This is a genomic window from Kluyvera genomosp. 3 (assembly GCF_011765685.1).
GTDB classification, from domain to species: domain Bacteria; phylum Pseudomonadota; class Gammaproteobacteria; order Enterobacterales; family Enterobacteriaceae; genus Kluyvera; species Kluyvera georgiana_A.
In genome coordinates this window covers 4,404,221-4,424,970 of the sequence record NZ_CP050321.1, presented here as the reverse complement: position 1 = coordinate 4,424,970, position 20,750 = coordinate 4,404,221, and the positions used below count along the sequence as shown (strand labels likewise).

20 protein-coding genes and 1 pseudogene are annotated in these 20,750 nt (G+C 55.2%); 14 read left to right on the top strand and 7 right to left on the bottom strand.

All coding sequences use genetic code 11. The annotated features are described in order from the left end of the window. Window positions 1-4: 4 nt before the first annotated feature. The 9 genes and pseudogenes from GY169_RS20675 to GY169_RS23660 form a co-directional block, all read left to right on the top strand. The gene (locus GY169_RS20675; RefSeq protein WP_167576989.1) at window positions 5-457 is read left to right on the top strand and encodes a YfjS/YafY family lipoprotein; all 453 of its coding nucleotides are present in this window, start codon (window positions 5-7) and stop codon (window positions 455-457) included. Continuing rightward, window positions 454-903: an IrmA family protein gene (locus GY169_RS20670; RefSeq protein WP_167576988.1), complete on the top strand. Its 450-nt coding sequence runs from the start codon at window positions 454-456 to the stop codon at window positions 901-903. Before GY169_RS20675 ends, GY169_RS20670 begins: the two co-directional genes overlap by 4 nt. A gap of 71 nt (window positions 904-974) precedes the next feature. Next, complete coding sequence (locus tag GY169_RS20665) at window positions 975-1,205, top strand: DUF905 domain-containing protein (RefSeq protein WP_167576987.1); 231 nt, start codon at window positions 975-977, stop codon at window positions 1,203-1,205. Between the two features lie 99 nt (window positions 1,206-1,304). Next, a complete protein-coding gene (locus GY169_RS20660; RefSeq protein ID WP_167576986.1) occupies window positions 1,305-2,126 on the top strand; it encodes a DUF932 domain-containing protein in 822 nt (273 codons plus the stop codon). Between the two features lie 30 nt (window positions 2,127-2,156). Next, the gene (locus GY169_RS20655; RefSeq protein ID WP_167576985.1) at window positions 2,157-2,600 is read left to right on the top strand and encodes an antirestriction protein; all 444 of its coding nucleotides are present in this window, start codon (window positions 2,157-2,159) and stop codon (window positions 2,598-2,600) included. Between the two features lie 12 nt (window positions 2,601-2,612). Continuing rightward, window positions 2,613-3,155 (top strand): RadC family protein, encoded by a 543-nt coding sequence (gene radC, locus GY169_RS20650; protein WP_167576984.1) that lies wholly within the window; start codon window positions 2,613-2,615, stop codon window positions 3,153-3,155. Between the two features lie 10 nt (window positions 3,156-3,165). Next, a complete protein-coding gene (locus GY169_RS20645) occupies window positions 3,166-3,507 on the top strand; it encodes a type IV toxin-antitoxin system YeeU family antitoxin (protein WP_167576983.1) in 342 nt (113 codons plus the stop codon). A 20-nt stretch (window positions 3,508-3,527) separates the two neighbouring features. Continuing rightward, window positions 3,528-3,869, top strand: coding sequence for a TA system toxin CbtA family protein (locus GY169_RS20640; protein WP_167576982.1), 342 nt, complete (start codon window positions 3,528-3,530; stop codon window positions 3,867-3,869). 846 nt (window positions 3,870-4,715) lie between these two features. After that, window positions 4,716-4,820 (top strand): annotated as a pseudogene (locus GY169_RS23660) (type VI secretion system tube protein Hcp); the annotation flags it as partial. A 765-nt stretch (window positions 4,821-5,585) separates the two neighbouring features. On the opposite strand, the gene GY169_RS20630 reads toward GY169_RS23660, so the two are convergent. The 7 genes from GY169_RS20630 to trpS all read right to left on the bottom strand — a co-directional run bounded on the left by GY169_RS20630 (window position 5,586) and on the right by trpS (window position 15,291). Next, window positions 5,586-6,329 (bottom strand): Crp/Fnr family transcriptional regulator, encoded by a 744-nt coding sequence (locus GY169_RS20630; protein ID WP_167576981.1) that lies wholly within the window; start codon window positions 6,327-6,329, stop codon window positions 5,586-5,588. Between the two features lie 51 nt (window positions 6,330-6,380). Further along, window positions 6,381-7,751, bottom strand: coding sequence for an MFS transporter (locus GY169_RS20625; RefSeq protein WP_223882124.1), 1,371 nt, complete (start codon window positions 7,749-7,751; stop codon window positions 6,381-6,383). A 66-nt stretch (window positions 7,752-7,817) separates the two neighbouring features. Beyond that, window positions 7,818-8,930: a mandelate racemase/muconate lactonizing enzyme family protein gene (locus GY169_RS20620; RefSeq protein ID WP_163449109.1), complete on the bottom strand. Its 1,113-nt coding sequence runs from the start codon at window positions 8,928-8,930 to the stop codon at window positions 7,818-7,820. A 171-nt stretch (window positions 8,931-9,101) separates the two neighbouring features. Next, the gene (locus tag GY169_RS20615) at window positions 9,102-10,226 is read right to left on the bottom strand and encodes an ABC transporter permease (RefSeq protein ID WP_163449108.1); all 1,125 of its coding nucleotides are present in this window, start codon (window positions 10,224-10,226) and stop codon (window positions 9,102-9,104) included. After that, a complete protein-coding gene (gene rbbA / locus GY169_RS20610; RefSeq protein WP_167576980.1) occupies window positions 10,226-12,955 on the bottom strand; it encodes a ribosome-associated ATPase/putative transporter RbbA in 2,730 nt (909 codons plus the stop codon). The genes GY169_RS20615 and rbbA overlap by 1 nt, the downstream gene beginning before the upstream one ends. After that, window positions 12,952-14,019: an HlyD family secretion protein gene (locus GY169_RS20605; RefSeq protein ID WP_167576979.1), complete on the bottom strand. Its 1,068-nt coding sequence runs from the start codon at window positions 14,017-14,019 to the stop codon at window positions 12,952-12,954. Before GY169_RS20605 ends, rbbA begins: the two co-directional genes overlap by 4 nt. 264 nt (window positions 14,020-14,283) lie before the next feature. Continuing rightward, a complete protein-coding gene (trpS, locus tag GY169_RS20600) occupies window positions 14,284-15,291 on the bottom strand; it encodes a tryptophan--tRNA ligase (RefSeq protein WP_167576978.1) in 1,008 nt (335 codons plus the stop codon). Window positions 15,292-15,936: 645 nt separating this feature from the next. Here trpS and GY169_RS20595 point away from each other — a divergent pair. The 5 genes from GY169_RS20595 to GY169_RS20575 all read left to right on the top strand — a co-directional run bounded on the left by GY169_RS20595 (window position 15,937) and on the right by GY169_RS20575 (window position 20,712). After that, complete coding sequence (locus tag GY169_RS20595) at window positions 15,937-16,275, top strand: YebF family protein (protein ID WP_167576977.1); 339 nt, start codon at window positions 15,937-15,939, stop codon at window positions 16,273-16,275. A 95-nt stretch (window positions 16,276-16,370) separates the two neighbouring features. Further along, window positions 16,371-16,838 (top strand): MarR family transcriptional regulator, encoded by a 468-nt coding sequence (locus GY169_RS20590; RefSeq protein ID WP_163448860.1) that lies wholly within the window; start codon window positions 16,371-16,373, stop codon window positions 16,836-16,838. A 4-nt stretch (window positions 16,839-16,842) separates the two neighbouring features. Next, window positions 16,843-17,910, top strand: coding sequence for an HlyD family secretion protein (locus GY169_RS20585; protein ID WP_064547065.1), 1,068 nt, complete (start codon window positions 16,843-16,845; stop codon window positions 17,908-17,910). Beyond that, complete coding sequence (locus GY169_RS20580; RefSeq protein WP_167576976.1) at window positions 17,900-18,961, top strand: DUF2955 domain-containing protein; 1,062 nt, start codon at window positions 17,900-17,902, stop codon at window positions 18,959-18,961. The genes GY169_RS20585 and GY169_RS20580 overlap by 11 nt, the downstream gene beginning before the upstream one ends. An 80-nt stretch (window positions 18,962-19,041) precedes the next feature. Then, window positions 19,042-20,712: a hypothetical protein gene (locus GY169_RS20575; RefSeq protein ID WP_167576975.1), complete on the top strand. Its 1,671-nt coding sequence runs from the start codon at window positions 19,042-19,044 to the stop codon at window positions 20,710-20,712. Window positions 20,713-20,750: the final 38 nt, after the last annotated feature.

Here is a 20,750-nt window from a genome sequence, read left to right as displayed (position 1 = left end):
CACCATGAAGAAATTGTATCCACCTGTGCTTGCCGTTCTGACAGTTATCGGTGCAATGAGTGCCTCTGGCTGCGACAGCAAGGAAGATGCTGGCGTGAAAGCGATAGCCAGGTTTAAAGACCTGACTCCACCACCATTCAGCAAGGTTGTCTCGCATAAATCTGATATCGCCCAGGAGTGGGTAAAAAAGGATGCCTTCGGTACACCGCAATATACGGTGATGAAAATCCGCCAGTCGCCGGAAGGCTGTGAGTCAGGCAATTATTACTACATTGCGGATATGCAGCAGAAAACGGTGCAGCCTCTGATTGCTGCCCTGTGTCTTGCGGACAATATCACCCTGAGCTTCCGGATTGAAACCGACAGCTATACGGGTGAAAAATCAGTGGTGTATTCGCACGATGGCAAGGACATGGGGAAACTCTATCTGCCGGAGAAACAGGAGAAAAATCCATGAAGAAGCTGAAATGCGTTCTCTCAGTTTGCGCTCTGAGCCTTTGCCTGCTGTCACCGGCTCAGGCCGAAGAACAGCGTTACATCAGTATCCGTAATACCGACATGGTCTGGGTGCCGGGCAATATCTGCGTCTGGCAGTTTCGCCTGGACAACGGCGGAAGTGGTGAAGGGTTCGGGCCTTTGACACTCTCCCTGCGTCTGAAAGATAAAGGGGGAAACACGCTGGCGATGGGGAATATGGCGGTGGCTGCATTTGGCGACAGCGATGCCACCCGCTCTCAGGAAGCCTCGCTGGAGAACGAATGCGTGGAAAACGTCAGCTCCGTCGAAATCATGAAGGCAACGGAAGAGCGTAATGGTTACCAGATTGACCTGCCAATGTCTGTTTTCGACCCGCAGTATTACCAACCGCTGCAAGTCACGGTTGTCGGAGGTAAGGCGTCTTAGCCAATTCTTTACCCGTTTGATTCAGCCCCTGTCGCACATGCTGCAGGGGCTTTTTGTTTTAAGGAGCCTGTATGGCTGAATTCACTGAATTGCCTGATGGGGCGTTTGCGCGCCAGCAGGCAGAGGCGGTTGCGTCTCAATATTCCAACGTTGCTATAGAGGACGACCAGGGTACGCATTTCCGTCTGGTTATCCGTCATGAATATTGCATGGTATGGCGAGCCTGGAACTTTGAGCAGGATGCTGGTTACTGGCTGAACCGGTATATCGCTCGTTATGGCATCCGCAAATTCCCTGCATAACCACCACCAGCGCTTCACCGTTATAAACAAAGTCAGGCCACACCTCCCTCGGGAAGTGTGGCCTTTTGTATTTTTACCCGCTGCATTAAGGAGTTACCCATGCGATTAGCCAGCCGCTTTGGCCGAAAAAATCAGATACGCCGTGACCGGCCTCTGACCCCCGAAGAACTGATGAGTCATGTTCCCAGCGTGTTCGGGAGTGACAAACATGAATCTCGTTCAGACCGTTATACCTACATCCCGACCATCACCATCCTCGAAAGCCTGCAGCGTGAAGGCTTTGAGCCGTTCTTTGCCTGCCAGACGAAGGTCAGGGACCAGAGAAAGCGGGAGCACACCAAACACATGCTTCGCCTGCGTCGTGCCGGTCAACTGACCGGACATCAGGTGCCGGAAATCATTCTGCTTAACAGCCATGACGGCTCATCAAGCTACCAGATGTTGCCGGGGCTGTTTCGAGGCGTCTGTACCAACGGTCTGGTCTGCGGTCAGTCATTTGGAGAAGTGCGGGTACCGCATAAAGGGAATGTTGTTGAGAAGGTAATTGAAGGGGCTTACGAAGTGCTCGGCATATTTGACCGGGTAGAGGAGAAACGCGATGCAATGCAGTCACTGGCGTTGCCAGCTCCGGCCCGTCACGCGCTGGCGAATGCCGCACTGAAGTATCGCTTTGGTGAGGACCACCAGCCGGTCGCGGTATCGCAGTTGCTGACCCCACGTCGCCGGGAGGACTACAGCGATGATCTGTGGACCGTTTACCAGCGCGTGCAGGAGAACCTGATGAAAGGTGGTCTGTCAGGGCGAACCGCTCAGGGGAAAAGCAGCCGCACCCGTGCCATTACCGGTATTGATGGTGACGTGAAGCTCAATCGCGCCCTGTGGGTTATGGCAGAAAATATGCTCGAATTTTTCGGACGTTAAACAACCGTTCCGGCATAAGGAGATAGTTTAATGAATACACAAAATCATCAGTTCGCGAAGCATACCGCAATTACTGCCTCAGTGGTCCCGGACGAGTTACGCATCGGCTTCTGGCCGCAGCATTTTGGCTCCATCCCACAATGGATAACGCTTGAACCCCGCATTTTCGCCTGGATGGATCGGCTGTGTGCCGATTACCAAGGTGGTATCTGGCGCTTTTCGACACTCAGCAACGGTGGCGCTTTTATGGCTCCCGAGTCAGATCACGATGAGAAGTGGACATTGTTCAACAGCATGAACGGCAATGGCGCAGAGCTTACCAGTGAAGCTGCAGGGATAGTCGCCTGCCTGATGGCTTACAACCACCACGCCTGTCGCACCGAGTGTGACGCGATGACTGAACACTATTATCGCTTACGTGACTTCGCGCTAAATCATCCGGAATGCAGCACCATTATGTATCTCATCGACTGAGGAATGCCTGACATGAATACTGTATTATCACCGGAGTCATCGCAGCCTGAACTCTTTCCGCTGGCGGTTATGGCTCAACATGATTGCCTGCTCCCTCCGACTTCCGGATTGACACCCTATGCCCAACGGACCATCCGCCTCGCTATCAACTTGCTGGATAAATATCTGCGCCAGCCCGGCATATCCTTTACCTCAAGCACTGCTGCCCGTGACTGGCTTCGGTTACAACTGGCAGGACAAGAACGGGAAGTGTTTATGGTGCTCTATCTCGATAACCAACACCGTTTACTGGAGAGCGAAACACTATTTGCCGGTTCGGTTAATCATGTCCAGGTCCATCCTCGAGAGGTAGTGAAGTCAGCGCTTCGCTTCAATGCTGCAGCTGTCGTGCTGGCACATAACCATCCATCCGGTGACCCGAAGCCCAGTCAATGCGATCGCAACATTACGGGCAGGCTTAAAGAAGCGCTGGCACTGGTTGATGTGAACATACTCGATCATCTGGTTGTCGGTTCAGATGGCATTGTGTCGTTTGCAGAGCGAGGCTGGATATGAGGGTACTTCAATGAAATATACTGACTCAGAGAACGATTCATTTCTCAAGTGGGGTCTGAATCGTAATGTGACACCTTGCTTTGGCGCTCGTCTGGTACAGGAGGGAAACCGACTTCACTATCTGGCTGACCGGGCCAGCATTAGCGGTGAATTCAGTAACGCGGAATCTTTGAAGTTGGATGAAGTATTCACACGTTTTATCCGCCAAATGGAATCGATGCTGACCACTGGTGAAATAAATCCTCGCCATGCCCACTGCGTCACTCTATACCACAATGGTTTCACCTGCGAAGCCGATACCCTTGGCAGTTGCGGCTACGTATACATCGCCCTTTACCCCACTCATCGTTAACTACTTTCACAAGAGCAAATATGAAAACTCTACCTGCAACAAATCCGCAGGCGGCGACGCTATGTCTGTCGCCCGTGGCAGTGTGGCAAATGCTGCTTGCACGCCTGCTGGAACAACATTATGGCCTGACTCTAAACGACACACCATTCAGTGATGAAACGGTAATTCAGGAACATATCGATGCCGGTATATCTTTGGCCGATGCCGTTAACTTTCTGGTAGATAAGTACGAACTGGTTCGTATCGATCACAGAGGGTTTAACTGGCAGGAGCAGTCCCCATATCTTCGGGCTGTAGATATTCTACGGGCACGGCATGCCACTGGCTTGTTGCGACGAAACTGTAGTAACTCTGGATTGTGAATTGTCTTCCCGGTGTACACAGCCGACCTTTCTTCCTTATTTATTCATTAGATAATGTGCCTGCCAGTATTGGGGGCATTTGCTTTTATAGGAAAAAATACCATGCAAACTGAAGCTGAAGTTTTAACTGACCGAAACATTATCCCGGGATGCTACCTCTCGATAGTAAAAAACCCCCTGGCTGAAATGATGCTATCGGTTATAATCATTGCACCATCTTTGGGTTGGTTTATGTGTTGCAATACTCGTTGATATTGAAAGAAAACATTTGAGTATACAACTGAGTATACATAACTAATTTAACTTCTATTAATCATTTAAAATTCAGTTGATTAATGTTGGTATTCGAGTCCGGCCTTCGCACTGGTCTTATTCCTTTTGTTTTACAAGTTATTGCAATGCCAAAGAACACCTAATTTTCTCCAAAAAGGCGCTTCCCCCCTTCCAGTCATCCAAATAAACACCATCCAGTACAATCCTTGAACTATTATTAATACCACCAATCCCCCCAGCTCACGGCGCTATCTATCCAGGAAAACTAATCCTAATAACCTCACCCCACATACATATCAGCATTGAGAGCAGCCAGCGCGGGCATATCGCCCACTATCACCATTATTGTCGGTGCGCCCGGACGGTGCCGGGAATATATGGCATCGGCTCTAGCAGGCCGAGTACTGCGGTTGTGGCGGTGGCGACCGTAGGACTGGCTGTAAGTATCCCGCATAATCGTGCCATCGGCATACCGTTTAGCATCACCCGGTGACAGGAATGACCATCAACGGCGCGGGGGGCATCCCAAACGAGCACATCATCGTCGCGCTTGCACAGACCGCTGGGCAACCTTTGGTTGTTTCCACAGTTTCTGGCGGTAAACCAGTTGAAACGGTGTCGCTCAATTTCACCAAAATTAAATGGGAGATCACCATGCAAAAAACGGGTGGCGAATAATAAAGGAGGTAATGCCTCTTCGGTCTGGGATTTGGTGCAAAACCTCACGGATAAATAATGACGAACATGCTTATTCCGTTAACGCAGTTTACCAGCTGATGGCGGCGGTTATCTCCCGCAGCGAGTCAGTGAGGCGCGAACTGGTCCGCTTCTGCAATACGTGTGCTTTCTGATAAACGGTGGGTGTTTGCAAGCAGAGGCTGGCGATGACCTTATGAGGAAAGGGGGAGCGCTAGTTGCCGGATGCCAGCGGAAAAGCGCAATCTCGCTTAAGTAAATAGACGGAGCGACATTGATAAATACAAATCATAAGGCCTGGATAGTAGTGGTAATCGAGATATTTGTGGATAACTCTGTGCGTAAATGGGTATAAGGCGGCATTCTGCTGTGGATTGCAGCAGTCAGTCATTTTTCTGCAATTTAAGGGTTGCGGCCCCGAGGAAACTCCCTATAATGCGCCTCCATCGACACGGCGGATGTGAATCACTTCACACTAAGTAGCCGGGTTGGTTGAAGAGAAAAACCTGAAAATGAGGGTTGACTCTGAAAGAGGAAAGCGTAATATACGCCACCTCGCGACGGTGAGCTGCAAGCCGCGTCGCAACTGCTCTTTACTCAGAAGTGAAACGCCGTAGCGCCGATGGTAGTGTGGGGTCTCCCCATGCGAGAGTAGGGAACTGCCAGGCATCAAATAAGTGAAGAAGCCCATCCTGACGGATGGGCTTTTTTGCGTCTGTGCGAAATAGAAAAAGCGATCAGATCGCGCTATTCGTCTTCATCAGCATATAACTGCCTGAGTGCATTGATATTGACGATTAAAATTTTGCCGTACTTCGCGTCTATCCATCCCAATTTCTCCCACGCAACCAACCGTTTATTGATGGTTTGGCGAGTTGTATTAATGATTGTCGCCAGATCGTCCTGCGTCAGATAGAGATTGATCAACACTCCCCGTTCATGCGGCTCGCCGTATCCCTCTGATAGGCTGACTAGCCGCTTTGCAAGGCGCGCAGACACCGATAACAACGTGCTGTCATGCAGCATGGTGAAGGCATTGCGTACCACTTTACACAACAGTAACGCCAGAAAACGATGAAGGATCGGGTAGTTTCGCAGAAGGAACTCAACATCGCGGGGCTTTAGCGTCAGGAGTATCGTCTTACCGATCGCCCTCGCATCGTGGGTGCGGGTAGACTTATCGATCATGCCAATTTCGCCGAACCAGTTGCCCGGCGAAAGATAGCGGAAAATACATTCTCTGCCATCGGCAGAGACGGAACTCACCTTCACGGAACCGGTGATGACCGCATACAAACCCAGAGATTCATCACCGCGGTAGTGAATGATTTCACCATTCTCGTATTGATACAGAGTGGCGCGGGACACCATCTGTTCAATGAGATAATCCGGTAGTGCGCGAAACCAACTGCTGCCAAGCAGAATAGTGTTGATCTCCTCCGGCGAAATGACGGGATCATGTGACGGTGCTACGGCCAATATCTTAACCATCGTTGTGACTGCCTGAGGTTGATTGTTGTCGTAGCACTGTATCATTTCCTGTTAATCAGAGTGGCGCAGATATTTTGCCTCGCTGGCCGATACGTTGCGGTTGGCGGGCGGCGTGTTCATGGGCTTTTCAATGCCGAACCGACGGAGCGCCAGAATCATCAGGCTGCCCGCTGCCGTCACCATGGCCAGGAAATAGAGCCCCGCCTGCGCAGAGTGAAAGGTCTGTTCCGCCCAGACGCGCAGGTTTGGCGCCACAAATCCTCCCAGATTTCCCATCGAGTTAATCAACGCGATGCCCGAAGCGGCTGCCGCACCGCCAAGATAAGAAGAGGGGAAGGTCCAGTATAACGGCTGCATTGCCAGGTGCCCGGCAGCAGCGACGCACAGAGCGACAATGGCAATCAACGGGATACTGTCTGCGAGCCCGGAGATGGCAATCCCGACGGCGCCGGACATAAAGGTGATAGAGGCAACATAACGGCGCTCCTGCAATCTTTCCGAAATACGTGGCACGTAGTACACCGCGATAGCCGCGCACAGCGGCGGAATAGCGGTAATGAAACCGACCAGTAAGCCCACTTTGGTGCCCATCAGCGTAGCGATTTGCGTCGGCAGGAAGAAGTAGATCCCATAACCGCATACCTGCACCGTAAACCAGATCAGGCATAAATAAAGCACACGGATGTCCAGCAGCGCTTGCCACACCCCTTTCGGACCGTGGGCGAGTTTGACCTGTTCCTCCTGATCCAGCGTTTTATTTAGCGCCTCTTTTTCCTGTTTTGTCAGCCAGCTAGCGTTATCAGGGCGGTCATCAAGATAGAAGAAGACCCAGATGCCAACGGCGGAGGCGAGCAGACCTTCCACGAGGAACATCAACTGCCAACCGTGCAAACCAAATGCCAGTACCGTGCCCTCAAGCGACAGCAATGAACCGGAAAGCGGCCCGCCGATGATGAAGGCCAGCGGTGCGCCAAACAGAAAGTAGCCGGTGACGCGCGCGCGGATATGCTGCGGGAACCAGAAGGTCAGATAAAGAATAACCCCGGGGAAGAAACCTGCTTCGCTGACGCCAAGCAGGAAGCGTAAGAAGATAAAAACCGACTCCGTGTGGGCAAACATCATCGACGCGGACACGAGGCCCCAGGTCACCATAATACGCGCAAGCCAGACGCGAGCGCCGATACGATAAAGCAGTATATTGCTGGGGACTTCAAACAGCGCATAGCCGATAAAGAAGATCCCGGCGCCAAAAGCGTAAGCCGTATCACTGAGGCCGGTATCCAGCTGAAACTCTTGTTTGGCAAAGCCAATGTTGGAACGATCCAGATAGGCCAGAATAAACATCAACGTCACCATCGGGATGATCCGACGAATGGATTTACGGATTGCCAGTGATAAATCCTGATCGGTAGGGGCGGGCATAAATCACCTCTTTGTATTTGTCATTATTGTTGTGGCCCGAGCCGTGCCCGGGCGATACAGGTTGGTTTATCTTACGCTAAAGCGCTCAAGCGCCTCCTGGCGAAGGGTAGTGCCGGCGCCAGGCGCGGTGGGCAGAGAATAGTAGCCCTCGTTGACTTCCACCGGATCGACGAAGCAGTCCAGCGTCCAGGGGATAAATTCCAGCAATGAGCAGGAAGGATGCGCCATGACCAGGTGCAGCTGCGCCTGCATCATGTCACCGTGATGTGGCGTGACCGGCAGATTGAAAGCCTGACCCAGATCGGCAATTTCCCAAACCGCCGTCAGCCCCCCACAACGCGTTGCATCGGGCTGCAGGTAATCCACGGCACCCGCCAGCACAAATTCTTTAAATGAATCAAATTGATAGAGAAGCTCGCCCAGCGCAATCGGCGTGTGGATATGTTCAGCCAGCGTACGGTGGCTTGCGACGTCATCGTGCCACATTGGCTCTTCAAACCAGGTGATGTCGAAATCCGCCAGCCGTGAGCCGTATTGTTTGGCGGTACTGATGTCCCATTTGGCGTTCGCGTCGACCATCAGATTCACGTCATCGCCGATCGCCTTTCTGACGGCCTCAATACGTTTGAGATCCTCACGCGGGTCCGGCTTGCCGATTTTCATTTTGATGGCATTAAACCCTTCTTCAAAAATCATTTTCTTGCAGTCATCAACCAGCTCCGCCGTATCGCGGACCAGCCAGCCGCAGTCGGTGTTATAGGCGAGAACGCGGGTGTTTTTCGAGCCGCCAAAGACTTTCCATAGCGGCTGCTCGACCATTTTGGCTTTAAGATCCCACAGCGCGATATCAATGGCAGAGAGCGCCATTTGCATCAAACCGCCGCGACCAACCCAGATATTGGTCGAACTGCGCGACATCTTACGGTGCAGATAGCGGACTTCGCTGGCATCTTCGCCGATCAGCATGGGGCCGAAAACGTCCTGAATGATCGTGGTGATAAGGCGGTCGGTGGTGATATCGGCATGGGTGCCGGTATAGCCATAGCCAACAAGACCGGTATCCGTTTCGATCATCACCCCCGGCATTCCCCAATGGGTAATGCTATGGGTTGAGTCGCCGATAATATTTTTCGTGACCGGCACGTGCATAATAAACGTGGTGAGTTTGGTGATTTTCATTGCTGCTTCCTGTGTCTGTATGTCCTGACGGATGGCCGCAATGTAACAACGGCCCTCCGGCAAGGCTGTCAAACGGTTGACACATCCTCGGAAGCGGAAGGGATTAACTGCGTTTTTTGAAGTGGATCGCGAATTTGGCCGCTGCCCGCCGGGGTGACGGACAGCGTGATATCAGGCCATCTCTCCAATCGTCTTACGAAAACGAACCAGCGCGATAGTAAAAAAGACGCCGCCAATCGCCAGCAACGTTAAGAACTGCGGCCAGACGATGGCAAAATCTGCCCCGCGATAGAGAATGGCCTGTGCCAGGCTGACGAAATGCGTGGTCGGCATGGTTTGCATAATATCCTGCACCAGCTGCGGCATGCTCTCGCGCGGCGTGGAACCGCCGGAAAGCATCTGTAGCGGCAGCAGCACCAGGATCATCAACAGCCCCAGTTGCGGCATTGAGCGGGCAATCGTCCCCATAAAAATACCGATCGACGTCGTGGCAAACAGGCTCAACGCCACCCCCAGCATAAACAGCGGGATCGACCCTTCAATTGGCACCTGCAGCACGCCCTGCACCATCAATATCAGCGACAGCCCCGACACCACCAGAACAACCAGCCCCATCGACCAGATTTTGGCAAGCATTATCTCAAACGGCGTCACCGGCATCACCAGCAGGTGCTCCACCGTTCCATGCTCGCGCTCGCGAATCAGGGCTGAACCGGTCAGGACAATCGCCAGCATGGTGATATTGTTGATAATCGCCATTACTGCGCCAAATCGTTCCTGTTCAAGGTTGGGGTTAAAGCGCATCCTCACCGCCAACTCCACCGGCAGCACGCTATTTTCGCGGTAGCGGGACACAAAGCTGTTCACCTCGGCGGTCACGATATTCTGGATATAGCCATTGCCGGTAAAGGCCTGACTCATGCGTGTGGCGTCAACGTTTACCTGCAAATCAGGCTGCCTTCCTGCCAGCACATCTCGTTGAAAATTAGGCGGAATGTTAATGGCGAAGGTATAGCGCCCGGCATCCAGCCCGGCGTCCATTTCATCGGCGGTGATAAGCTCCGGCTCCAGAAACCACGGACGATAGAAACTATTGATAATTCGTGAGGAAAGCTGCGATTTATCCATGTCGGCAATGGCGATTGGCGCCAGGTGCAATGAGCCCGGCATCACCGTCGCGGAGGAGTAAACCGAGACGGTAAAGGCAAAGACGATCAGCGCCAGCATGGCTTTATCGCCCAGCAGGCTGCGCAGCTCTTTCACACCGAGGTTATAAATATTGCGTAATCCGCGCATTACCCCTCCTGTTTTTTCAGCAGCCATACGGAAAGTCCCAATACCAGCGGTACGGCAATCAGTAAGGGAATAAACGATCCCCACAGGTCACCCAGACCCAGCGCCTTCGAGAAGGTGCCGCGGGCGATAGTCAGGAAATGGCTGGTTGGATAAATCTGGCCAATCCAGCGTCCAGGCCCTTCGAGCGAGGCTACCGGGTCGATCATGCCGGAAAACTGTGTGGCGGGGATCAGCGTAATGATCGCCGTACCAAAGATCGCCGCAATCTGGCTCTTCATAAAGGTGGAGATCAGCAGCCCCAGCCCGGTGGCGATCGTCACATACAACAGCGCCGCCAGCGTGAGCGTCAGGAAGCTGCCCTTGTGCGGTACGCCGAAGACAAACACCGACAGCGCGCACAGCAGCAGAAAGTTGAACATCCCCAGCACGATGTACGGCACCTGCTTGCCGAGCAAAAACTCGCTGCGGGTGGTTGGCGTGACGTACAGGTTGATGATCGACCCCAGTTCTTTTTCCCGCACTACGCTCAGTGCGCTGAGCATCGCCGGGATCATCATCAGCAGCAGCGGGATCACCGCAGGGACGATCGCCGGCAGGCTTTTCACGTCCGGGTTATAGCGATAGCGTGTCTCGATAGAAATCAACGACGTATCCCGGCTGGCAGAAGGCTGACGCCCAGCCATCTCCTGCAACCACGCAAGGTGCATCGCCTGCACGTAGCCGCGCACCGTTTCCGCGCGGTTTGGCATCGCGCCATCCACCCACACGCCAATCTGCACTGGCGTGCCGCGGGCAATATCGCGGCCAAAGTTAGGTGGGATCTCTATCGCCACCGCCAGCTCGCCGTCGCGCATGCGACGGTCGAGATCGTCGTAGCTATACAGCGGCGGCTGCTCGATAAAATAGCGCGATCCGGCAATGTTCTGCGTCCAGCCCTGACTGCTAACCGTTTGGTCGCGATCGAGTACCGCAAAACGCAGATCCTCGACGTCCATGCTGATTCCGTAGCCCATGATAAACATCAGGATCACCGTACCGAGCAGCGCCAGCGTTGAGCGCACCGGATCGCGCCGCAGCTCCAGCGCCTCGCGGCGGCTGTAGCTGAACAGGCGGCGCAGACTAAAGGCCTGGCGCGGCGGCTCGTTCTCACTCTTACGCGGCGTATCCACCATTTCCGCGACGGGAGCCGGGTCAGAAGCCTCCTGCAGATAAGCGATAAAAGCCGCTTCCAGCGTGGCCGCGCCGCGCTGTTCCACGAGCGCCTGCGGCGTATCGCTGGCCAGCACCTTGCCGGCATGCATCAGTGAAATACGGTCGCAGCGCTCGGCCTCGTTCATAAAGTGGGTGGAGATAAAAATGGTGACTTTATCCCGCCGCGCCAGGTCCACCATCAGCTGCCAGAACATATCGCGCGCGACCGGATCGACGCCGGAGGTCGGTTCATCGAGGATCAGCATCTCCGGGCGATGAATCACCGCCACCGCCAGCGAAAGGCGCTGACGGATCCCCAGCGGCAGCGCTGCGGGCAGGGCATCTTCGACCTCGGTAAGCATAAAGCGCTGGCTCATTTCCGCCACACGGCCAGGAATTTCATCATCCGGTATATGGAACAGCTTTGCATGCAGCTCCAGGTTCTGACGTACGCTCAGCTCGCTATAGAGCGAAAAAGCCTGCGACATATAGCCGACGCGGCGGCGGGTGGCGATATCTTTCGGATCCACCGGTTGGCCGAACAGCCACGCTTCGCCCTCGCTGGCGGGCAGCAGCCCGGTCAGCATTTTCATGGTGGTGGATTTACCGCAGCCGTTAGATCCCAGAAAGCCAAAAATCTCGCCGCGGGCAATGCGGAAGTTAACGTGGTCAACCGCGACAAAATCGCCGAAGCGCATCGTCAGGCCGCGGGCTTCAATGGCAATCTCTTCTTCGCTCGCGTCGCGCGGTGGGATGATCACCTGCTGGTGCGCATTGCGCTGCGCTTCTGGCAGCAGCGCGATAAACGCCTGTTCCAGCGTCTGGCTGGCGGTTTGCGTACGTAGTTCTTCCGCGCTGCCGGTGGCCAGCACCTCCCCGTCGTTCATCGCGACCAGCCAGTCGAAGCGCTCGGCTTCTTCCATATAGGCGGTAGCGACCAGTACGCTCATGTCAGGCTGGCGCTCGCGGATACTGTCGATAAGCGTCCAGAATTGCGCGCGGGAGAGCGGGTCGACGCCGGTGGTAGGTTCATCGAGGATCAAGAGCTGCGGATCGTGGATCAGCGCGCAGCACAGGCCCAGTTTCTGCTTCATACCGCCGGAGAGTTTCCCGGCCGGACGATCGCGGAACGGCGCCAGCCCGGTGCTGTGCAGCAGCTCATCAATACGCGCTTCGCGCTCGTGTTTATCGTGACCGAACAGACGGGCGAAGAAGTCGACGTTTTCGTACACCGACAGCGTGTGATAAAGGTTTTTACCCAATCCCTGCGGCATCCAGGCGATCTTCGGGCAGACATCGCGACGATGTCGGGCGTCGCGCATATCGCCGCCAAGCACCATCACATTACCCTGTTCAATCACTCGCGCGCCGGCAATCAGCGACAGCAGACTGGATTTGCCCACACCGTCCGGGCCAATCAGCCCCACCATGCAGCGAGACGGAATGGTCAGCGTGATGTCGTTGAGCGCCACTGTCGTGCCGAAACGCTGTCCGACGTGCTCAAGCCGAGCGACCGGGGGATGTGCGTCCTGTTTCATTGCGGCAGCCTCACCATCAGCATGGCAGGCCACTGCTGTTGGTTATCCAGTCGGACATAGGCCATGCCCGGCAGACCGGTTTTCACATATTCCAGGTGTTCTGCCAGCAGCTCGGGCGGAATGCGCGCCTTAACGCGGAACATCAATTTAAGCCGCTCGTCGCTGGTTTCTACGGTTTTCGGCGTGAACTGGGCGACGCTGGCGACAAAGCTGATATGGGCAGGGATCACCAGATCCGGCGCGGCGTCGAGGATCAGACGCACCTCGCTGCCGAGTGCCAGCAGGCCAGCCTGCTCGGTTGGCAGGAAGAAGGTCATATAGACGTCGGCCAGGTCGACCATATTCAGCACCCGACCACCGGCGGCCAGCACTTCGCCGGGTTCGGCGACGCGGTACTGAATACGTCCGTCGCGCGGCGCTTTCAGCGTGCTATCGTCAATGTCGGCCATGATACGTCGCTCGGTGGCCTGAGCGGCTTCAACGCGGGTTTGCGCCTGGATAATGCTGGTACGTGCCGCTTCGATGGCCGCTTTAGCCGCAGAAACCTGGGCGCGGGCAGATTCCAGCGCAGCCCGACCGCTTTCGGCGGCGGCGCGGTCATCATCAAGTTGCTGAGCCGATACCGCGCCGCGCTGCGATAGCGTGCTGGAACGGGCATGGCGTTTTGACGTTGAGTCAAGCTCAGCCTGGCGCTGTTTCACCACCGCTTCGCTGGCGCGCATTTCGCTTTGTCGCTGGTCGAGCAGGGCTTTTGCCGCGGCGACGGCGCTTTGCGCCTCTTTAATCTGCGCGGCGGCTTCGAGCCGCTGTTCATTCAGGACGCGGGTGTCCATCTTCGCCAGGATCTCGCCCTGGCGGACAAACTGCCCCTCTTTGACCAGAATCGCCTCGATACGTCCGGCGGTTTTGCTGGCGATATCCACTTCGGTGGCTTCAATTCTGCCGTTGCTGCTGGCGAAGCCTTCTGGTAGCCCCGGTGGACGCAGCATCCACCATGTCACGGCGGCAATTGCCACCGCTAAACCGACGAGATACCAGGCCCAATGCCGCTTGAATTTGTCCATACGCTACCCGCTCTGTTCCCTGTTACTGAGTGGCGCGCGTTTCGTACTGAGGAGGGGAAAGGATGCTGTGAAGTGTGCTACTCATGTGGTCATCATCAGCAATCCTGGCCGTAAATGAAACACGCATAAATATAGCTACTGTCAATGTCATACTAGCATCGGCATTGATTATGTCCATACCATTAACAGGGACTTGCTGATTGTGTAACACGATTAATCAAAACAGGCGAAGGGCATCCGCACAGCCTGATGCCCTTATGGCGCTCAGAACAAAATGGGGAGCCCCAGCCCGTGCTTGACCGCGTGCAGCGTCTGCTGCGTCACTGCATGCGCCCGCTCACTGCCCTGGCGTAAGAGATCCAGAAGCATCGCTTTATCCTGAATGACGGTCGCGCGGCGTTCGCGAATGGGGGCCAGCAGCTCCTGCAAACAGGTTTCCAGTTCGTTCTTACACTGCCTGTCGCCCAGCCCGCCGCGCTGGTAGTGCGCTTTCATCTCCGCGACCAGCGTTTTGTCGGGATGGAAGGCATCAAGGTAGGTAAAGACGACGTTACCCTCAATTTTTCCCGGGTCGGCCACGCGCAGATGGTTGGGGTCAGTAAACATGGCGCTGACCGCCTGGTGAATCTCCGCCTCGCTGGCTGACAGCGTCAGCGTATTACCGAGCGATTTCGACATTTTAGCGCCGCCGTCAATTCCCGGCAGGCGGCTGACGTCGCTGAGCAGCGCTTTGCAGTGGCGTAGCACCGGTTCGGTCGTCAGGCTATTCATCTTGTGCACGATCTCGTTGGTTTGTTCGATCATCGGTAGCTGATCGTCGCCAACAGGCACCTGATCGGCGCCAAATGCGGTAATGTCGGCGGCCTGGCTGATGGGATAAACCATAAAGCCCACCGGCAGCGCGCGCGAGAAACCTTTCTGCGCAATCTCGTTTTTCACCGTCGGGTTACGCTCCACGCGGGCGACGGTAACAATATTCATATACAGCGCGGTCAGCTCAGCCAGCGCGGGCAGGGCGGATTGCAGGCAAATGGTGGTGCGCTGCGGGTCGATGCCGACGGCGAGATAGTCGGCCATGACTTCCAGTATGTTGTGGCTGATTTTCTGCGGATTGCTGCCGTTGTCGGTCAGCCCCTGCAGGTCGGCAATCAGAATAAACTGTTGGTGTTCATGCTGAAGCTGCACGCGTTGGCGCAGCGAGCCGGCATAGTGTCCAAGATGCAGCTGTCCGGTAGGACGGTCGCCGGTAAGAATGGTGTGTGTGGTGTTCATCAGTCGCTCCTTATAAGACATAAAGCCGAAAGACGAGACTGAAAAACAACAAAGCCGCCTTCCGGCGGCTTTGAAAAAGATAACGTAATCCGTGCCGCCTGTTATAAAGGCAGCCACCAACGATTTGAGCGGGTAACGGTCACGTTTGTATTCATCTGGACATCGTGCCATCAACCCGGCTTGGTTGTCTACCCCTTACATGATCAGTACGGCGAATTTTTACGAAATGATTAGCCAATTTTTTCCAGAAAATAATAACGTTACGTAACCGTATTGATATTTCTTCTTCAGGTTGATGTTTGATTATCTCCCTTATATTCATTACCACTAATATTCAAAATAATTTGCGTTTGTCATGCGGGAATAGCGAATTGTGTAGCATTCTTTATTAGATCTAAACTACTGCATCATTGCAGCAACTAAGCCGTTATTTCGTTGTTGTATAACAAAATAAATACCATGCATTAACAGTGAAATACTCGTAATGGAGGAGGTTTAATCTTTTTTATTGAGTCATCCATTCGATATTTACGAAACAATACCAATGCATTGCTTTACATGTTTTTATTTATTTTTAGAATGATCTCAGATGCCATAATTATTTAACTCAACATACCTACCTTCAGCATGAGAAAGACATTATTAGTGACCGCACTATTTTGTAGCCTGCTGACTGCGGGCATCGCCACCATATTTGTTGTTCATGAGATGTATCCTGATACCACTTCTGTGTGCCGTATTGATTTTTCCCGTAAAGCGCTGCTGCGCGTCAAAGATGATTATCTACGCGGCCGCTTCCCCCACTGGTATCGTGAAAAGCGCACGCTGGGCACCCTGACGCCAGAACTCACCTTCGGCGAAGTCTCGATTGAAGAAGATGAGTATCGCGTGCCGTTCGTGGCGAAAGGGCCATCGGCCAGGCTCGCACGTATTGGCTTTGTTGATTGCGAAACCATGGACGTTGAATACATCGCCGGTCAGTAGGGCCATTTTACAATCCATGCTGTTTAGGCAGTTCGTTCCTTGATAGTTATCATGGTAAGTATTATCGTAATCGTACGACACGATCGGAGATTGCCATGACTGAAGATGAACTGTTTGCCCGTCGCCCGATGGGGATGCGTATGGCCATGGTCGTGCGCCAATGGCGTTCTATCATCGATCATGCGATTACCGACACCGGCTTGACCCAGTCCAGCTGGACGGTGCTGATGCAGCTGCATCAGCTGGGTGATAACGTCTCAGTCAGCGAGCTGGCGGAAATGCAGGGGATCGAACTGCCGCCGCTCATGCGTACGCTCACCCTGCTTGAACAGCAGGGCTACCTGCTGCGTACGGTATCGCCGTACGATAAACGAATTCGCCTGCTGACGCTGACCGACGAAGGTCGGGCGGTGCTCCAGACGCTAAACCAGGTGATTGAAGCCTTACAGGCGCGCGTGTCCACCGGCATTCCCGCCGCTGACATGGCGAAGTTTAGCGACACCCTGAATCAAATAGCCTGCAATCTGCGGAATATCCGCGAAGAAAATAATAAAACCGAATAACACCATGATGACGCCAGAACAGAAATTTGCCCGCTGGGTAAGGGTGAGTATTGCCTCTTTCCTGCTGATGTTTGCCTATTTTATCGTTGCCGATATCTGGATCCCGCTCACGCCGGACTCCACGGTGATGCGCGTGGTGACGCCGATTTCGTCCCGCGTTTCCGGCTACGTCTCGCAGGTATACGTGCACAACAACAGCACGGTGAAAAAGGGGGACCTGCTGTATGAGCTGGACCCAACGCCGTTCCAGAATAAGGTCGATGCCGCGACGCTGGCGCTGGCCCAGGCAAAGCTGAGCAATCAACAGCTGGACGCGCAGATTGCCGCCGCCGAGGCCAACCTCAAAACCGCCCAGCTTACCGCGCGTAACGATCGCGTGACCTACGATCGCTATCAAAGCCTGAGCCGGATGCAAAACGTCTCGCAGGCCGATCTCGATAAGGTGCGCACCACCTGGCAGACCAGCGAGCAGTCGGTGAGCGCGCTGCGCGCCTCGATTCACAATCTGCAAATTCAGCGCGGCGAGCGCGATGACCGTCGCAACGTCACGCTCCAGCAGTATCAGACAACATTGCGGGAAGCGCAGCTCAATCTCGAGTGGACGAAAATTCGCGCTGAAGCTGACGGCACCGTCAGTAATTTGCAGCTTAGCCCCGGCCTGTACGCCTCGGCGGGCAGCCCGGTGATGGCAGTGGTCAATCAGCAGACCGACATCGTCGCCGATTTCCGCGAAAAAAGCCTGCGCCACACGCGTCAGGGAACCGACGCGGCGGTGGTATTTGATGCTATGCCGGGTAAAGTCTTCGCCGCGCGAGTGACCAGCAGCGACGCCGGGATCCTTGCCGGTCAGGAAGAGGTGAACGGCGAGCTATCGCAGCCGGAGCAATCTACCCGCTGGGTGCGCGACGCGCAGCGTATGCGCATTCACGTGGCGCTGGACGAGCCGCTGGAGAAAACCTTGCCGACCGGCGCGCGCGCTACCGTTCAGCTGTATAACAGCGAAGGCGCGTTTGCCCGCTTCTTCTCCGGCCTGCAAATCCACCTGATAAGCTGGTTGCACTATGTCTATTAACACCCTCGCGCAGGTCTTTACCCCTCACGGCAATATCGTCTACACGGCGAACGATTTCCGTCAGACCTTGCGCATCTCTTTTGCCGGCATGCTGGCGCTGAGTATTTCGAGCTTTTTCGATACTCAGTACGGCGTTTTTTACGTGGTTTACCCGCTGCTGCTCACCGCGCTGGTGCCGGTGTTTAATCGCCATGTGGCGAAACAGTTTATCTTTAGCGCCTCGCTAAACTGCCTGGAAATGGTGCTGATCATCGGCTATTTGAGCCAATGGCCGGTGATGATGACGGTAGTGGTCTTCGCGCTGTACGTCATGCGTTTTCGTTTTATGAGCAAAGGGCCGCTGTTCCTGTTTGGCTCGATGGGCGTGGTGTGCCAGAGCGTGATGCTCAACTTTATGAGCTACCCGACGGCGAACTGGCATACGCTGCTGTTTTCAAATATCGAAGCCAGCGTTCTGGCGGTGGCGCTCAGCGCGCTGATGCACTACCTGATTCCGGACGCTGAGCCGCGCAAGCCGCCGCCGCTGATTGAAAAAGACGCTGCCCGCGTGCGCCATGAATCGCTGCTCTCCGGCAGCGTAGCGACGATTATCTTTATCGTCTTTCAGATTAGCGATCTTAGCGACTCGCTGTCGGCGCTGATGGCGGGGATCCTGATCCTGTTCCCCATGCACTACCGCGGCGCGGTGATCAGCTCCATCTGGCGCGTCGCTGGCGTAGTTCTGGCCTGCTTGTATATCCTGGTGGTGCAACTGATCCTCTACGATCACAGCAGTCACATGCTGTTGATGATGCCGTTAATTGGCCTGGGGCTGGCCTTCAGCGCGCGGCTGCATGTGATGGAAAAAGTGGGGGCGGGCGTTGGCTTTGCCAGCATCACCACCATCGGCATTATGTTCGGCCAGAATCTGCAGCCGGACGGCGACCTGGTGTTCAGCGATCTCTACCGCGCCACCTCGGTCACGATTTCGCTGCTGGCCACGCTGACGATGGTGTTTATTCTGCACCGCCTGCTCAACTGCTTTGCGCCAACGCGCTTTATTGTGAAGTAGCGCACTTCAGGACGCTGATTGTTCTCTACCATCTGTGTTTACAATAGCCGCTCGCCGCGGTGGCGTGATGGAGAGAGACAATGTGGAAGACGCGTGCGCTGGAACTGAATAACCAGGAGTTCTGGAACTGGGACAAAGCCTGCCAGCTGGTGCAGTGGGCGGCCCGCCATGAGTTTACGACCGTGGTGGTGGGGCAAACGGACCTGTTTGATAAGCTCGTTTCGCCGAAAGGCTACACCCCGCATCAGTACAACGATCGCCTCTCCAGCCAGCAGCGCGCGCGCTGCGTGTACCTCAACCGGCTGGCCGGTTACTGCCAGCAGCATGGGCTGAAATTTTATCTTCAGGCCAAAGAGCTCAGTTTTCCCGCTGACCTGCTGGCGGCGCACCCGCAGCTGATTGATAAAGACGGCAGCATCCGCTTCGACGTCGAATTCTGGTGTCAGTATCTGGCGGATAAACTCACCTTACTGTGCCAGCAGATCCCGGCGATCAGCGGTCTGCTGGTGGCGCTTTCCAATACCGACGGCCTGCTGCCGATCTCCCGCCCCAACTGGGAGCTGACCGGCCAGGACGACCCGTCGCCGCATATTGATCCCCGCAGTCTCTCCCGCTATACCCAGTGCTTCAGCGCTATGGCTCGCGCAGTGATGCGTGAAAATAAGCACCTGGTGCTGCGCGCTTTTCCGGCGGGTAACCACGATATCAGCAACGTGATGGAGGCCATCCGCACGTTGCCGGAGTGCGTTTCGGTGTCCATTAAACTGACGCCGGAGCGCTTCTGGCCAACCTTCCCCAACAACCCGGCGCTGCTGGATGTCGAGGACCGCGATGTGTGGGTGGAGCTGGATCTGGTGGGGGAAGAGGTGGGCTGGGGCGTGTTCCCCTTCCCGCGTATCGATGAGCTTCAGGGCCGCTTGCTGTGGTGCCGGGGCAACCCCACGATTACCGGCGCGGTGTGCAAAACCAGCTGGGAAGGGGTGGACAACCACTGGGTGATGGGCACGCTGAGCGAGTGCAACCTGGTGGCCTGCAGCCAGATTCTGGCGCGGGAAAACGAGCATCTGACCCGCGCGGCGCTGCTGACCCACTGGCTGGATGAGTGCTACGGCTGGCGTCCCGATGAGGCGACCTTCGACGAGTTTCAGTCGCTGATGGGCCAGGCCGGGCAGGTGCTGTATCAGGCTATCTACGTGCGCGACCACGTCTTCCATCGCCACAGCCAGGTGCCTGCGAGCTATGGTCAGGCGGTGTGGAGCCTGTACGGTCAGCTTAACCGCAACCACTGGCTACCCGGCTCGGAGCGGGATATTTTCTTTAGCGCCAGCGACGTCGAGACCTCCGCGCGTAACCTGTCGCTGATTGCGGAAGAGAAAGACAGCGCCTGGCAGGCGGCGGTAACCCTACGCGAACAGGCGCTGGCCTTTGCCGACCGCGCGGCGTTTCCCTTCTCGTTGCACCAGCGCTGGCAGGAAGAGTGGCAGGGATTTGACCTCTACTGTCTGCTGTTCCGTCACGCGCAAAAAGCCTTTTTCACGCTGCACTTCGCGCGGCTGGTGGAGAACAGCTGGAGCATGCGCGAGATTTGCCAGGTGAATATTCAGGAGCTCTACCGCTGCGCGGCGGAAATGGACAGCTTCTGCGCCCGGCATACCGAGGCCTCTCCGGGGCTGCATGTGATGTTCGATCCCACCCGTGTGCGCATGCTGGCCGATAGCCTGAGCCATGAATTGACCCAGCTGAAGGGGTGAAATGTGATTTACCTCACGAATCATTAAGTGCATTTCGC